Source organism: Prevotella sp. P5-92 (assembly GCF_002251245.1).
Taxonomy (GTDB): Bacteria; Bacteroidota; Bacteroidia; order Bacteroidales; family Bacteroidaceae; genus Prevotella.
In genome coordinates this window covers 19,183-33,971 of sequence record NZ_NPJG01000074.1, presented here as the reverse complement: position 1 = coordinate 33,971, position 14,789 = coordinate 19,183, and the positions used below count along the sequence as shown (strand labels likewise).

Here is a 14,789-nt window from a genome sequence, read left to right as displayed (position 1 = left end):
GTAGTGGTTTTTTGTGAAAAAGCAGTATCTTTGCACTGTTTTTTTAATATTTATAGGCTATAATTATGGTAATTAACAGAAAAACGGGGCTTGTACTTGAGGGTGGAGGCATGAGAGGCGTGTTTACGAGTGGTGTTCTCGACGCGTTTATGAAGCATCAGCTGTACTTCCGTTATGTGGTGGCGGTGTCGGCTGGGGCTTGCAATGGTCTGTCGTATGCCAGCCATCAGCCGCGTCGTGCCCGTTTGTCGAATATCGACATGCTTGTGAAGTATGACTATCTCAGTTTGAAGCATCTCATCCGTCAGGGTTGTATCTTTGATCCCGAACTGCTATACGACCGTTTTCCCAACGAGCTTATTCCATACGACTATGATACATATTTCTCTAACGACATGACTTTCGAGATGGTCGTGACCAACTGTCTTACTGGTCGTGCCGAGTATCTGGAGGAGCACGAGGGCAATCGCCAGCGTCTTCTCGACATCTGCCGTGCGAGCAGCAGTCTGCCTTATGTCAGCAAGATAATCGATGTTGATGGGTCGCTTTATCTCGACGGAGGCATTGTCGATAGTATTCCCGTGATGCGTGCCATAGAGACTGGGCATGAGCGCAATGTGCTTGTGCTTACTCGCAACCGCGGTTATCGCAAGACGGGTCGCGACCTTAAGATTCCACCTTTTATATATAGGCGTTATCCCCGCTTGCGAGTGGTGCTCAGCAGGCGTATCAAGGAGTATAACCGCCAGTTGGAGATGGTGGAGCAGATGGAAGCTCGCGGCGAGGTGTTGTGCATACGTCCCGAGCGTCCGTTGGAGGTGGACCGTATAGAGAAAGACCCCGTGAAGCTCGAAGCCCTTTATGAGGAAGGTTTCCGTCTGGGCGACGAGTTCTGCGAGAGTTACCTGTCAGAGTGAATCTGCTGGCAGGTAATTTTTTTTATGACAAAGTCAGCAGTTGTTTTTTTATGACAAAGTCAGCAGTTATTCTTTGAGCAGGTCGGGTCTGAGTCGCTTGGTGCGTTCCATGGCCTGGTCAAACTCCCATTGCTTTATTTTTGCCTCGTTGCCGCTGAGCAGAATCTCCGGCACCTTCCATCCTTTGTAGTCTGCGGGGCGTGTATAGATAGGAGCTGAGAGCATATCGTCCTGGAAGCAGTCAGACAGTGCACTTTGTTCGTCGCCTATCACTCCCGGCACCACGCGCACTATGGCGTCAGCCATCACCGCGGCTGCCAGTTCGCCTCCCGTGAGCACGTAGTCGCCTATGCTTATCTCCCTTGTTATGAGGTGTTCTCGTATGCGGTGGTCGATGCCCTTATAGTGTCCGCAGAGTATTATCAGGTTTCCCTTCAGTGAGAGGTCGTTGGCAATATGTTGGTCAAACTTCTCTCCGTCGGGCGAGGTATATATCACCTCGTCGTATTCGCGTTCAGCTTTCAAGGCTGAGATGCAACGGTCGATAGGTTCGCATTGCATCACCATACCTGCAAATCCGCCGTAAGGATAGTCGTCCACGCGACGCCATTTGTCGAGTGTGTAGTCGCGGAGGTTGTGCAGGTGGATCTCCGCCAATCCTTTTTTCTGTGCCCTTGCGAGTATCGACTCGTGTACGAATCCCTCTATCATTTCGGGCAAAACTGATATAATGTCTATTCTCATGTGTGCAAAAGTACAAAAAAAATGAATACCTCACCTCTTCTTTGATGCTAAAAAATATTAAACGTGGTGTCATACCGTCATATCCCCCTATTAGGAAAGCAGCAGAACGGCTGGTTAGTTGCCGTCATATCGCTTGGGTGAAGAGGCTTCAGAAGGCCCAATCAGCCGACTGCTGAATACCCGTTTCAGAAGACATGTGGATACTCGTGTGTCACGGTCGTACCACAGCTATGGAACAGTCGTGATAATAGCTATGGAACAGTCGTGATAATAGGTGTGGAACAGTCGTGACACTATCCGTGGTACTACCATGACTCACGAAGTCTTTTTTTTATAGCAACGTTGAGGAAGCGGTAAGTGGAAGACTGTAACTGGCATAAAAAAGACGGCGCTGAGGCAATTGCCTTGGCGCCGCTATGTTTATATCATGTTCTTTAGCATCGACAGGTTTTTCTTTAGCATCAGAAGCCAGGGAAGGATGTAGTGACGGGCTTTATTGCCATACACTCCATCTCGATGAGCCATCCCGGCCTGCATACGGGAGCAAGTAGGATGACCTTTGGGATGTCGGGGAATCGCTCGCTGATGATGCTGTTGACTATGGTGTAGTCGGCCGTGTCGCGTATATATATAATAAGGTGGCAGACATCTGAGAAATCGCAACCGGCTTCAGCAAGCAACACCTCAACATTCTCCGTCATGCGATGTGCCTGACTGACTATGTCGCCAGGATGCATGATGCGGCCTTTGTTGTCGATGCTTGCGGTGCCAGAGATAAACACGTGGCGACGGTCGCCGTAGTCAACCATGGTGCCTCGCTCGAAGCTCACACCGTAGTCGCTGGTGCGGTTGAGATGAGTGGGTGCATAGAGCCACGACACCTGTTCGGGCAGGATGCCGCTGATGGCATAGGAATCCATAAGTACGAGTACGTCGCTCTCAGCTCCCCGTCCGCCGATGCCAGTGCTGGCGATGAAGTGGGTGTCGGAGGTGAGTCCCTGGGTGAAGAAAGCCCTGTTGCGGGCATTGACCACACCGGCATAGTTCAGGTCAACGTCGTTGACGAAGAACCATGTGCGTATGCAGTTGTCGCGTAGCGTACACTGTTCTTTAGCGAGTTGCGTGACATACTCGTTGAAGAGCAGTCGCGTCTGATATTCTGAGTTTTTCGCCGTGTTGCGTGCTCCTCCGCCCCACAGGTGTCTGTAGGCAGAGTGGCTAACGGCATACAGTCCGCTCTCTGACGTGGTGACGGTGATGTCGGTAGCGAGGTAGCACCATAGTGCTACTTTGGTGCCATCGAGAGGTGGTTGCTGTACGGCGGAGACTGCACAGTGTGACGCTTCCGTCTCGGTGGCATGTACGAGGTCGGCCTGGTTGGCGGCGTCGCTGAGGAAGTAGCGTTTGAATACGGGCACGAACGACGGCAGTTCGCTTGACGTGACGAAGGCGAAGGCCTTTGTCAGCGCATCGAGCTGTAGATGATATGGCAGGGTGGGGCATGAGACGTGAATCATCACGTGTGCTTCCTTTACCCCTTTGCCGTCGTCGTAGATAAATGTCTCTATGACGGTGTCGTTATAAGTGATTTTTTGAGTCATTAGCAATAGTTTCGTTACTTGTTCTTCCGCGCAAGGCACTTGTTACTTATTCTTCCGCGATAAGTCCTTTCAGCTTAGGCAATGAGAGATGGTATCTTACTGCGAGGAACCTGATGAGGCATGTGATGGAGAAGCTGACGATCACCGAGAGTTCGATGCTGTTGTCGAGATACATGGTGATCCAGTAAGCCAGTCCTCCCATGAGACTTGCCATGGCGTAGATCTCCTTTCGGAAGATGACGGGTTCGTTGTTGAGCAGCACGTCGCGTATCACGCCACCCGCAGCACCGGTGATGCATCCCATGATGATAGCCACCCAGTAAGGTTGTCCCATGATGATGCTTTTTTGTATGCCGGCGATGGTGAAGAGCGCGAGTCCGAGTGTGTCGAAGACAAACCATGCGTTTTTCAGCGGTTCGATGTGTTTGGCGAATGTCACCACGAAGAGCAGTGCCAGTGCTGTGCAAAGCATGTAGAACGGGCTGGTCATCCAGAATGGTGTGGTGCCGAGCATGACGTCGCGTATGGTACCGCCCCCTATGGCCACGGCAATGCCGCAGACATATCCACCAAACCAGTCGAAGTTTTTCGCTGCAGCGTGTCTTATTCCCGAGATGGCAAAGGCGAATGTACCGAGGAACTCTATGATCTGTTGTATGGAGATATCCCAAAGAGATGTTAGCATCGTCGTCCTCTATTATTTGTTTACGACGTTGATGGGTGTTCCTTCGAGGAATGCCTTGACGTTGTTGACGGCGGTGCTCATCAGCCGTCGTCTTGCCTCAAGGCTCGCCCAGGCGATATGAGGTGTGATGAAGACATTGGGTGCGGAGAGTAGCGGGTTGTCGGCTGCTGGCGGTTCCTCGCACATCACGTCGGCGCAGTATCCTCCGAGTTGTCCGCTGTGCAGAGCCTCTGCCACATCGTTTTCGTTGACGAGTGGTCCACGTCCTGTGTTGATGATTACCGTCCCTTGTTTCATCTTGCTTATTGTCGCTGCATTGATCATCTCGGTGGTCTGTTTCAGTAGTGGGCAATGGAGCGAGATGAAGTCGCAGTTGGCATACATATTCTCCATGGTGCATTTGTGGATGCCGTCGGGCAGTTCGATAGCGCTCTTGCTTGTGACTGCATATACATTCATACCCATGGCGTGAGCTATCTCGGCCACTTTCATTCCGATTCTTCCGAGGCCAACGATGCCGAGGTTTTTTCCTGCCAGTTCGAAGAGCGGAGTGTCCCAGTAGGTGAAGTCAGGGTTGGTGCTCCACCGTCCCTTTTTGTTGAGTTCGGTGTAGTGTTCCACGCGGTTGGCGATGGCGAGCATGTGTGCGATAGTGTTTTGCGCCACGCTCTCGGTGCTGTATGCGGGGATGTTGGTGACGACGATGCCGCGGTCGCTTGCCGCCTGTGTGTCGATGACGTTATATCCGGTGGCGAGCACTCCTATGTATTTCAGGTTTTGCAGTTCCCAGATGAGTTCTGCGTTGAATACCACCTTGTTGGTGAGTATGATATCGGCCTTTTGGCATCTCAAATATACCTCGTCTTCTGCCGTACGGTCGTAGATGGTGACATCACCCAGTTGTCGTAGAGCGTCCCACGAGAGGTCGCCAGGGTTCATGCCGTAGCCATCCACTACTACTATTTTAATGTCTTTATTCATAATGCTGAGAATTTATCTTATTCAAATTTCCTTATTCCAATAGTTTTTCATTCTCTGTGCCAGGACGTCCTCGGCGGGCGAGTGTTGCGGAGTCCACAACTGTTGTCCTTGCAGTTCGTCGGGCATGTACTGTTGTGGAGTGAAGTGTCCCGGGTAGTCGTGAGGGTATTTATATCCGTCGTGGTAGCCGAGTTCTGCCATTAGTTTGGTAGGCGCGTTGCGAAGGTGTAGCGGTACCGGTTGGTTGCCTGTCTGCCTTACTACTTCGAGGGCCTTGTCTATGGCGAGGTAAGCCGAGTTGCTCTTGGGGCTGGTGGCGAGATATACGGTGGCCTCGGCCAGTGGTATGCGTCCCTCGGGCCATCCTATTTTGTTGACGGCATCAAATGCGGTGTTGGCCAGCAGCAGAGCGTTAGGGTTTGCCAGTCCAATGTCTTCCGCTGCGCTGATGACCAGTCGGCGGGCGATGAATTTCGGGTCTTCGCCTCCTTCTATCATCCTTGCGAGCCAGTAGAGGGCGGCATCGGGGTCGCTGCCTCTAATGCTTTTGATGAACGCCGAGATGATGTCGTAGTGCATCTCACCTCCCTTGTCGTAGGCAAGAGGGTTCTGTTGCAGCCGTTGTGCCACGAGGTCGTCGGTGATGACGACCTCGCCTTCTCCTTCAGAGTCGATGACGAGTTCGAGGATGTTGAGCAGTTTGCGTGCGTCGCCCCCGCTATATCTTAGCAGGGCATCGGTCTCCTTTAGTTCCACGCGTCGGTGTTTCAGTTCCACGTCTGTTGTCAGTGCCCTGTGGAGCAGGTCGAGGAGGTCGTCTTTCTCGAGCGATTTGAGGACGAAGGTCTGGCATCTCGACAGTAGTGGACGTATCACCTCAAACGACGGGTTTTCGGTTGTTGCTCCGATGAGTGTGACAATGCCCCGTTCTACGGCTCCGAGGAGCGAGTCCTGTTGCGACTTGCTGAAGCGGTGGATCTCGTCGATGAAGAGAATTGGTGAGGCCGTGTTGAAGAATCGGTTTTTCTGTGCTTTCTCTATCACTTCCCTCACGTCTTTCACTCCGCTGGTCACGGCCGAGAGTGTAAAGAACGGCACTTCGAGTTTGTTGGCTACGATTTGTGCGAGTGTGGTTTTTCCCACTCCCGGTGGTCCCCATAATATAAAAGAGGTGATGTGCCGCGAGTCGATCATCTTGCGCAGCACAGCCCCTTCGCCTACCAGGTGTCGTTGTCCTATATATTCGTCGAGCGTTCTTGGTCTCAGTCTTTCTGCCAGTGGTTGTGACATGTTTTTTAAGTTTTTGTTTACAAAGATTATGCTAAACTTTATGCTAAACTTTATGCAAAGGTTTTGCAAATGAGCGCAATGAGAGTTTACTCTCAAATTGCCGAGTGCAGCTAAACTTTATGCAAAGGTAATATAAGTTTTGAAGAATACAAAATTATTATCCCGTTTTTTTTCGTTTTTTATTGTTTGAAGGATAATAGGTGGATGCCAGTGGCGGATAAATGGTATCGAATGTTGCGGAAAAGAGAAAAAAGAGTGTGTTTTATAAAATTTATGGGTGAAAATCTTGTATATATAAAATAAAGTATATACATTTGCACGGAAAAAAAGAAATAACAAGAAAAAACTATTGCATGAAAGAAGATTCAAACAATAAGGCATTGTCCTTGAAGACACTCACAAAGAGTAACGTGTGGGACATTCAGGAGAACGATATCTTCCGCATGTTGGAAGGTGCAGAGAAAGATACAGAGGTGATTGAAAACTTGCGTCGTTATACGGATATCATCAAGGCTGCTTTCCTCCTCGAAGACCTGAAAGACGACAGCAATATTGTGAGAGGAAAATATGAGAAGATGGGCTATAAGATAGCCACGGTGGCACTCGACGAGAACACGAAGTTGACATGGGCCGTGAAGAAACGTCCCATCATGCGTGTGAGCGACCTCACCTACGAGAACATCCAGCACATCTCGGCTGCAAAGCTTGTAGAAGTGCTTGAACGCAACTTTGGCGGTGGTTGGGACTCGTTGCCACAGAGCATACAAGACATCATTGAGAGCGGATTTGACGTATCCACCACTACGCTTCCCCAGAACCGTCTGCACAAGCCGGGCGGCATGTATGAAAAGAAAGTAGCTGACGGATTCGACGTCCTCGAGGTGCCGAAGGGCACATGGGTTGAGGCTATCTTCGTAAAGGTGAAACCGCAGAAGGAGAAGCTGCGTATGCAGTTTCAGAGTCACAGCGACAACGAAGAGGAAGACGACCTGCCTATCGACGACTATAAGAACCACGATGACGACGACGAGATTGTCGAGCCGACCGACTTCAGCGATGAGGATCTCAACGAGGACAACTATCGCACCACGTTTGTCATCGAATCCGATCCCGATGAGGAGGCAGGGTCGCTTGAAGACTATGTGGATGAAGAATAGTGACGAGTTTGAACTGACGAGTTTGAGCTGACGAGTTTGAGCTGACGAGCTTGAGCTGACGAGTTTGAGAGCTCGAAGACAAACTAATTGTTTTGTTGTCAACTATCACTTGACGGTCATATGGAAGCAACCTTGCTTCACCTCATATTTAATAAGGCAGCGATTATCCTGACGGAAGTCGCGTAGAACCTCGGAGAGAACCCATTTGAGAGTGTCGTTTCTTACGGCGCGTCGTCGGGGACCTTCGGGGTCTTCTATTGTCATATAGCGGTTGTAGCACACATCGATGGTGGTGCCATAGAGATGGCAGCTGTTTTCGGTGGCGTTTTGGTTGCGGTTGCGGAGTTTCACCACGTCGTCTTTTGTGCGCATCACGCTCGTTACGATGATCTTATGTAGCGGTATGCCCTTGACATAGAGGCTGTCGAAAAAAGCCGCCCCGATGTCGTGGAGCAGCAATGCCGCCTTTGGCACGAGATAAGGAATGCTGCTATTGAGCTTGTCGATATGGAAATATGGACTGGCTCCCACATACACCAGCTCTTTCATCCTCTTTTCCGCCTCCTCGCGGTTTTTCACAGGCGACACGCCATGCTTGGTGGCAGCCGCCATCTGCACGTCGTTCATGTCGGGAAATGTGTTCTTGAAAGAGGGGACGCTGTAAATGGGGTGGGGAGTGGTGGTTGAGGGGAGCGGGTTTCTCGGGAGGGCCGGGTTGTCCGGGTTGTCCGGGTTGTCCGGGTTGTCCGGGTTGTCCGGGTTTCCCGGATTGTCCGGGTTTTCCGGGTTTTCCGGGTTTTCCGGATTGTCCGGAGATACTGTAGATGCGGTAGTGGTTTCGGAAGGGCTGTCGGCCCCGATGTCGTTGCCGCCGATCTTAAATCCGAATCTAACTGCTGCGAGCACTGCTACGATGGCAAAAAAGCCCTTAATATATGTGTTCTTTTTCATTGATGCTACTTTTTTGTGCAAAATTACAAAAAAACATCGTAATTAGAGCACTTTATTGAAAAAGTTTCTGTAATTTTGCACGTGAATTTTAAAAAGAGATAGAAATTGACATAAAAACATATCTGGAAGGAGATAGTAATTGACATAAAACATATATAAAAAAGTAGAAATTGACAGAGAAACATATAGTACTTGAGGACATAGACCCCGTGATTTTCTACGGTGCAAACAATGTCCACTTGCAGATGATAAAGGCATTGTATCCTAAGTTGAGGATAGTGGCACGTGGAAATGTCGTCAAGGTTCTTGGCGACGAGGAACAGATGTGTGCCTTTGAAGACAATATAGAGATGCTGAGAAAGCATGTACTGAAATTCAACTCGCTAAAAGAGGAAGACATTCTCGACATAGTGAAGGGGAAACGCACCAAGGACGAGCTGCCCGAGGGAGTGCTCCTCTACAGCATGGCAGGACGGCCCGTGAAGCCACGTACTGAAAACCAGCTACAACTCGTAAATGCCTTTAACAACAACGACATGGTTTTTGCCGTAGGACCGGCAGGCACGGGAAAGACCTATCTGAGCATAGCCCTTGCCGTGAAGGCATTGAAGGAAAAGACCATAAAGAAGATTATACTCAGCCGTCCGGCAGTGGAAGCAGGCGAGAAGCTCGGCTTCCTCCCCGGCGACATGAAAGACAAGATAGACCCATATCTCCAACCACTCTACGATGCTCTTGAGGATATGTTGCCACAGGCCAAGCTGCAGGAGATGATGGAGAAGCACGTCATCCAGATAGCCCCGTTGGCATTCATGAGAGGACGCACGCTGAGCGACGCTGTGGTGATTCTCGACGAGGCTCAAAACACCACCTGTGCCCAGATACGAATGTTTCTCACCCGCATGGGTTGGAACACGAAGATGATCATCACCGGCGACATGACACAGATAGACCTTCCGAGGGAACAGAAGAGTGGTCTGAAAGAAGCCCTCGGCATCCTCACCGGAATAGAAGGTATAGGAGTGGTGGAGCTGACGAGAAAGGACATTGTGAGACACAAGCTCGTGACGCGTATCGTCAATGCGTTTGAGAGACATGACAAAGAGGTAATGAAAATAAATACATAAGATATGAAAACGTTAACAAAGACAGAATTCAATTTCGAAGGACAGAAAAGCGTTTACCACGGAAAGGTACGCGACGTGTACAACATCAACGACGACGTCATGGTGATGGTCGCAACAGACCGCATCTCAGCCTTTGACGTCATCTTGCCAAAGGGAATCCCATTCAAGGGACAGGTGCTCAACCAGATAGCGGCAAAGTTTCTCGATGCTACGAGCGACATTTGTCCTAACTGGAAACTCGCCACTCCCGACCCGATGGTGACAGTGGGTCTGAAGTGCGAGGGCTTCCGTGTGGAGATGATCATCCGCGGTTATCTCACCGGTTCGGCATGGCGCGACTATCAGAAAGGATGCCGCGAGATATGTGGCGTAGCTCTGCCTGAAGGAATGCGCGAGAACGAGCGTTTCCCAGAACCCATCATCACCCCGACGACCAAGGCCGATGAAGGTCACGACCTGAACATCTCAAAGGAAGAGATCATTGCCCAGGGTCTCGTCAGCGCAGAGGACTATGCCGTGATGGAAGACTACACACGCCGTCTTTTCGCCCGCGGACAGGAGATTGCAGCAAAGCGTGGCCTTATCCTTGTAGATACCAAGTATGAGTTTGGCAAGCGTGACGGCAAGGTATATCTCATCGACGAAATACACACACCAGACTCCAGCCGCTACTTCTACGCTGAAGGCTATGAAGAGAGATTTGAGAAGGGCGAGGCACAGCGCCAGCTCTCGAAAGAGTTTGTGCGCCAGTGGCTTATAGAGCACAACTTCATGAACGAGCCCGGACAGCAGATGCCAGAGATCACCGACGAATATGCTGAGAGCGTGAGCGAGCGCTACATTGAACTCTATGAGCATATCACCGGTGAGAAGTTTAACAAGGCTGAGGTAGAAGGAGATATCGCTTCACGTATAGAGAAAAACGTGTCGGAATATCTGAAAAAATGAGTTGACAAGTTGACGAGTTAACGAATTGACAAGTTGACGAGTTGATTCTGTTCAGTTGACAAGTTGACGAGTTGATTCTGTTCAGTTGACGAGTTGACGAGTTGTTTGTATTGGATGGAAAAACTCGTATAGTTGTCAACAAAGAAAAAAGAACACTAAACATATATTGTAGATATGATAAAAATAACTTTTCCCGACGGATCTGTTCGCGAATACGAACAGGGCGTCACAGGACTCCAGATTGCCGAAAGCATCTCACCGGCTTTGGCACGCGACGTCATTGCTTGCGGAGTGAATGGTGAGACCGTTGAACTCAATCGCCCTATTAATGAAGACTCGAAAGTGCAGCTTTACAAATGGGACGACGAAGAAGGCAAGCACGCCTTCTGGCACACATCAGCCCACCTCCTTGCCGAGGCACTGCAGGAGTTGTATCCTGGCATCCAGTTCGGCTTTGGACCAGCCATCGAGAACGGATTCTTCTACGACGTGCTGCTCAAGGATGGCGAGTCGATAAAAGAGGCCGACTTCCCTAAGATTGAGGCAAAGATGAAAGAGCTTGCCGGTAAGAAAGAGCCCGTGGTACGCAAAGAGGTGTCGAAGGCCGACGCGCTGAAGGAGTTTGGCGCAGCCGGACAGACCTACAAGTGCGAACACATAGACCAGGATCTTGAGGACGGCACTATCACCACCTATACACAGGGTGCGTTTACCGACCTCTGTAAGGGTCCGCACTTGCTCAACACTGGTGCCATCAAGGCTATCAAGCTCACCAATGTGGCCGGTGCTTTCTGGCGTGGCGATGCCACCCGCGAGCAGATGCAGCGTCTTTATGGCATCACATTCCCCAAGAAGAAGATGCTCGACGAGTATCTCGTCATGATTGAAGAGGCAAAGAAGCGCGACCACCGAAAGATAGGCAAGGATATGGAGCTCTTCATGTTCTCAGACAAGGTGGGCAAGGGTCTGCCAATCTGGCTGCCGAAGGGCACCGAGCTTCGCCTTCGCCTCATGGACCATCTGCGCAAGGTGCAGAAGCGTTTTGGATACCAGGAAGTGATCACCCCGCATATAGGCTCGAAAAACCTCTATGTCACCTCAGGTCACTACGCACACTATGGCAAGGACTCGTTCCAGCCTATCCATACTCCCGAGGAGGACGAGGAATACATGCTCAAACCGATGAACTGTCCTCACCACTGCGAGATTTTCGCATGGAAGCCACGTTCGTATAAAGACCTGCCACTGCGTATCGCAGAGTTCGGTACGGTATATCGCTATGAGCAGAGCGGCGAGCTCCACGGCCTCACCCGTGTGCGTTCGTTCACTCAGGACGACGCCCATCTCTTCTGCCGTCCCGACCAGGTGAAGCAGGAGTTCCTCAACGTGATGGACATCATCAATATCGTGCTCAAGGCCTTCGGCTTCAACTTCGAGGCACAGATCTCTCTCCGCGACCCTAACGACACAGAGAAATACGTGGGTAGCGACGAAGACTGGGCACGCTCAGAGGCAGCCATCGTGGAGGCATGTCAAGAGAAGGGTCTCAACGCCAAGGTAGAATATGGCGAGGCCGCTTTCTACGGCCCGAAGCTCGACTTCATGATCAAAGACGCCATTGGCCGTCGTTGGCAGTTGGGCACCATCCAGGTGGACTACAACCTTCCTAAGCGTTTCAAGCTCGAATATACCGACGAGGACAACACGAAGAAGACGCCGGTGATGATACACCGTGCTCCGTTCGGTTCGCTCGAGCGTTTCGTGGCTGTGCTCATCGAGCATACCAGCGGTCATTTCCCACTCTGGCTCACCCCTGACCAGGTAGCCATCCTTCCTATCTCAGAGAAGTATAACGACTATGCCGCCAAGGTGGCTAAGTATTTCGATACCGTTGGCGTGCGTGCCACCATCGACGCCCGCAACGAGAAGATTGGCCGTAAGGTGCGCGACAACGAGCTGAAGCGCATTCCATACATGCTCATCGTGGGTGAGAAGGAACAGGCAGACGGCACCGTGGCCGTACGTCCACAGGGCGGCGGCGAACAGTCGATCATGTCTATGGAAGACTTTGCGAAGTTTATCAACGACCAAGTAGCAGAAATGACGAAAGAGTTCTAAGCTCTTTCGATGTAGAATAGTTGACGAGTTGACAAGTAAACGAGTTGACAAGTTGACGAGTTGGCGAGTAAACAAGTTGGCGAATTTGCCAACTTGTTTTCTTGTCAACATTTTTATTATCCCTTTTTCTTTGGAATCTCAAACCAGAACGTGGAGCCTTTTCCTACCTCGCTATCCACGCCTATCACGCCACCCATGCGTGTCACCAACTCCTTGCTTATCTGCAACCCCAAGCCAGTGCCTTGCACGAAGCTGTTGAGTTTGACGAAGCGATTGAAGATCTTCTGTCTCTTTTCCGGTTCGATGCCGACGCCAGTGTCGGCGACAAAGAAGCGTATTCTGTCAGCCGTAGGGCATGAGTAGCCAATGGTGATAGAGCCATGGGAAGTGAACTTCGCCGCATTGGTGCCGAAGTTGATAAGCACCTGTTTCAGGCGGTTAGAGTCGCACACTATCTCGCATTTCTCAGCTTCGCAGTCGAGAACGATCTCCACGCCTTCCTTCACCCTCATCTTTATAGACTGTGCTACAGAGTGGCAAGTGTATGTGGCGTCGGTCGTCTTGTCCTCGAATGTCATCGTGCCCGACTCCAGCTTAGCCAAGTCGAGGATGTCGGAGATGATCTGCAGCAGCAGTTCGTTGTTTTCGTTCACCACCCTCATCATGTCTGTCCGTTCGTCGTGGTCCCATCCGTCTTGGCAGAGCAGTTGCGAGAAGCCTACGATGGCGTTCAGCGGAGTACGTATTTCGTGACTCATGTTTGCGAGGAAAGCCGACTTCAGTTTGTCAGTCTCCTCAGCCTTTTCCTTTGCCGCTACGAGGTTCTGTTCCAGTTCCACCTGTCGGCTGACGTTCTGCGTGATGGTGCTTATCTCCACGCATCCCTCTTGTGGTTCGTATCTCGTCACCACTGAATACACCTGCAGCCAGTCCCATTCCTTTCCTTCCTCGTCTTTTCTCACTCTGACCCTATGGTTAAACGTGCGTTGCAGTCCGTATAGGGCGGCATTGCGATAGTCTTGGCTTAGCTTGCGGTCGTCGGGATGTAGCTGTTTGGTGAAGTCGGAGATGTTGCTCTTTGCACCGTGCATGTTCATGTTGTTGTTCTTATACCACTGTCGGGTGGCATAGCCAGTGTTAGTCACCGCGTTGATGCGAGCATACCCTAACTGTGCGAAGTCGGCGGTCATGGATATTATCTCGTCGAGTTCGCGTATTCTCATCGCGTTGTTTAGTTCGTGAGTCTTGTCGATATAAGCCACGAGATACGACTTCAGCATGCCATCGTTGTCGTAAATCTTGCTGTATCTCGCCATGATACTTATCACCTTGTGTCGTTTGTCGTCGTCAGCCATTTGTTGCATGAAAGGCAGCTGTCCGTACTTGTAGGTGAACGATGCGTCCACCATCTCCTCCTCCCTGATGCGCCGTTTCTCGTCGTCGCTCAGCAGTGTGCTTTTGAAGAGGTTGAACTGTCGTGCTTCGTCTATCGACTTCACGCCAAACATCTTCAGTGCCTTGTCGTTGGCAAAGGAAATGTATCCCGTTGTGTCGTAGAGGCAAAGGCCTATAGGCATATCGGTCAGCACCTTATGCAGTTTGTTGCGTTCGAGGGCGATATTCTCCCGTTTCAGTTGCAGGCGTCGCCATAGCATCAGCAGATTGGAGAGGTCTTTTATCCATAGCAGGTCTTCGTCTGTCCAGTGGTATGGCCGGTCGATGATGTCGATGGCGAGGAATCCCATAGCTACCTTGTTGCTTTTGATGGGTACGCCGAGATGCGACCTCACGTTGAGGCTTTCGAGCAGCTGTCGTGCCGTGGGGTCGTCCCATGTCATTGTCTCGATGTCGTCCACCACCACACACTCATCCCTCTCCAGCTTGTCATACCACCATCTGTGTTTCGGAAAGCACTCCTCGCGTCCGGTCATCGACGATGTGATTCCCTCTGCCACCACCTCGAAGACGCAAAACTGCAGGTCGTTGTTGCGGTGGTCTGAGGCCATGATAGAGACACGTCCGGCGTTGAAGTAGTTCAGCACGTCGTGTAGTACGTCGCTGAAGGCCTCCTCGATGTCGTCTGTGTGTTGGATGCGTTCCAGGGCATTGGATATAGTCCTTTGATAAATGCTATTTCTGATAGTATTGTTTTTCATATTCGTTTTATCTCGTTGCAGGAGAGATAAGCCTGCTATGCGATGCAAAGATACGATATTTTTTTGAAACTAACATAAAAAATATGCTTTTTTATGCCATTTTTCATTCATTTT

At 50.7% G+C, this 14,789-nt stretch carries 12 protein-coding genes; 5 read left to right on the top strand and 7 right to left on the bottom strand.

Features of this window, described 5'->3' with window-relative positions; genetic code table 11:
• The first annotated feature begins 65 nt into the window (after positions 1-65).
• Positions 66-917 (top strand): patatin family protein, encoded by an 852-nt coding sequence (locus CIK99_RS07690; RefSeq protein ID WP_094380949.1) that lies wholly within the window; start codon positions 66-68, stop codon positions 915-917.
• 66 nt (positions 918-983) lie between these two features.
• Here the strand turns inward: CIK99_RS07690 and trmD are convergent, their stop codons facing one another.
• The 5 genes from trmD to CIK99_RS07665 form a co-directional block, all read right to left on the bottom strand.
• Complete coding sequence (trmD, locus tag CIK99_RS07685; RefSeq protein ID WP_094380948.1) at positions 984-1,661, bottom strand: tRNA (guanosine(37)-N1)-methyltransferase TrmD; 678 nt, start codon at positions 1,659-1,661, stop codon at positions 984-986.
• Between the two features lie 461 nt (positions 1,662-2,122).
• Entirely contained in the window at positions 2,123-3,262 is a 1,140-nt protein-coding gene (locus tag CIK99_RS07680) for a Rid family hydrolase (protein WP_094380947.1), read from the bottom strand.
• A 46-nt stretch (positions 3,263-3,308) separates the two neighbouring features.
• Positions 3,309-3,947 carry a trimeric intracellular cation channel family protein gene (locus CIK99_RS07675; protein WP_094380946.1) on the bottom strand — a complete coding sequence of 213 codons (639 nt, stop codon included), beginning with the start codon at positions 3,945-3,947 and terminating at the stop codon, positions 3,309-3,311.
• Positions 3,948-3,959: 12 nt separating this feature from the next.
• A complete protein-coding gene (locus CIK99_RS07670) occupies positions 3,960-4,916 on the bottom strand; it encodes a D-2-hydroxyacid dehydrogenase (protein ID WP_094380964.1) in 957 nt (318 codons plus the stop codon).
• A 33-nt stretch (positions 4,917-4,949) separates the two neighbouring features.
• Positions 4,950-6,218, bottom strand: a complete 1,269-nt coding sequence (locus tag CIK99_RS07665; protein ID WP_094380963.1) for a replication-associated recombination protein A — start codon at positions 6,216-6,218, stop codon at positions 4,950-4,952.
• Between the two features lie 353 nt (positions 6,219-6,571).
• Between CIK99_RS07665 and CIK99_RS07660 the strand changes: the two genes are divergently transcribed.
• Positions 6,572-7,375 carry a hypothetical protein gene (locus CIK99_RS07660; protein WP_094380945.1) on the top strand — a complete coding sequence of 268 codons (804 nt, stop codon included), beginning with the start codon at positions 6,572-6,574 and terminating at the stop codon, positions 7,373-7,375.
• A gap of 105 nt (positions 7,376-7,480) precedes the next feature.
• On the opposite strand, the gene CIK99_RS14930 is transcribed toward CIK99_RS07660, so the two are convergent.
• The gene (locus CIK99_RS14930; protein WP_216822795.1) at positions 7,481-8,326 is read right to left on the bottom strand and encodes a DUF5715 family protein; all 846 of its coding nucleotides are present in this window, start codon (positions 8,324-8,326) and stop codon (positions 7,481-7,483) included.
• A gap of 170 nt (positions 8,327-8,496) precedes the next feature.
• On the opposite strand from CIK99_RS14930, the gene CIK99_RS07650 reads away from it, so the two are divergent.
• The 3 genes from CIK99_RS07650 to thrS all read left to right on the top strand — a co-directional run bounded on the left by CIK99_RS07650 (position 8,497) and on the right by thrS (position 12,519).
• The gene (locus CIK99_RS07650; RefSeq protein ID WP_094380944.1) at positions 8,497-9,453 is read left to right on the top strand and encodes a PhoH family protein; all 957 of its coding nucleotides are present in this window, start codon (positions 8,497-8,499) and stop codon (positions 9,451-9,453) included.
• A gap of 3 nt (positions 9,454-9,456) precedes the next feature.
• A complete protein-coding gene (locus CIK99_RS07645) occupies positions 9,457-10,401 on the top strand; it encodes a phosphoribosylaminoimidazolesuccinocarboxamide synthase (protein WP_094380943.1) in 945 nt (314 codons plus the stop codon).
• 174 nt (positions 10,402-10,575) lie between these two features.
• Positions 10,576-12,519, top strand: a complete 1,944-nt coding sequence (gene thrS / locus CIK99_RS07640) for a threonine--tRNA ligase (protein ID WP_094380942.1) — start codon at positions 10,576-10,578, stop codon at positions 12,517-12,519.
• A gap of 116 nt (positions 12,520-12,635) precedes the next feature.
• On the opposite strand, the gene CIK99_RS07635 is transcribed toward thrS, so the two are convergent.
• Positions 12,636-14,675, bottom strand: a complete 2,040-nt coding sequence (locus tag CIK99_RS07635) for an ATP-binding protein (RefSeq protein ID WP_094380941.1) — start codon at positions 14,673-14,675, stop codon at positions 12,636-12,638.
• Between the last annotated feature and the right edge of the window lie 114 nt (positions 14,676-14,789).

Coding starts and splice junctions, on each gene's coding strand:
- CIK99_RS07680 (WP_094380947.1), bottom strand. CDS start 3,262: ATGACTCAAAAAATCACTTATAACGACACCGTCATAGAGACATTTATC.
- CIK99_RS07690 (WP_094380949.1), top strand. CDS start 66: ATGGTAATTAACAGAAAAACGGGGCTTGTACTTGAGGGTGGAGGCATG.
- CIK99_RS07660 (WP_094380945.1), top strand. CDS start 6,572: ATGAAAGAAGATTCAAACAATAAGGCATTGTCCTTGAAGACACTCACA.
- CIK99_RS07665 (WP_094380963.1), bottom strand. CDS start 6,218: ATGTCACAACCACTGGCAGAAAGACTGAGACCAAGAACGCTCGACGAA.
- trmD (WP_094380948.1), bottom strand. CDS start 1,661: ATGAGAATAGACATTATATCAGTTTTGCCCGAAATGATAGAGGGATTC.
- CIK99_RS07675 (WP_094380946.1), bottom strand. CDS start 3,947: ATGCTAACATCTCTTTGGGATATCTCCATACAACAGATCATAGAGTTC.
- CIK99_RS07635 (WP_094380941.1), bottom strand. CDS start 14,675: ATGAAAAACAATACTATCAGAAATAGCATTTATCAAAGGACTATATCC.
- CIK99_RS07645 (WP_094380943.1), top strand. CDS start 9,457: ATGAAAACGTTAACAAAGACAGAATTCAATTTCGAAGGACAGAAAAGC.
- thrS (WP_094380942.1), top strand. CDS start 10,576: ATGATAAAAATAACTTTTCCCGACGGATCTGTTCGCGAATACGAACAG.
- CIK99_RS14930 (WP_216822795.1), bottom strand. CDS start 8,326: ATGAAAAAGAACACATATATTAAGGGCTTTTTTGCCATCGTAGCAGTG.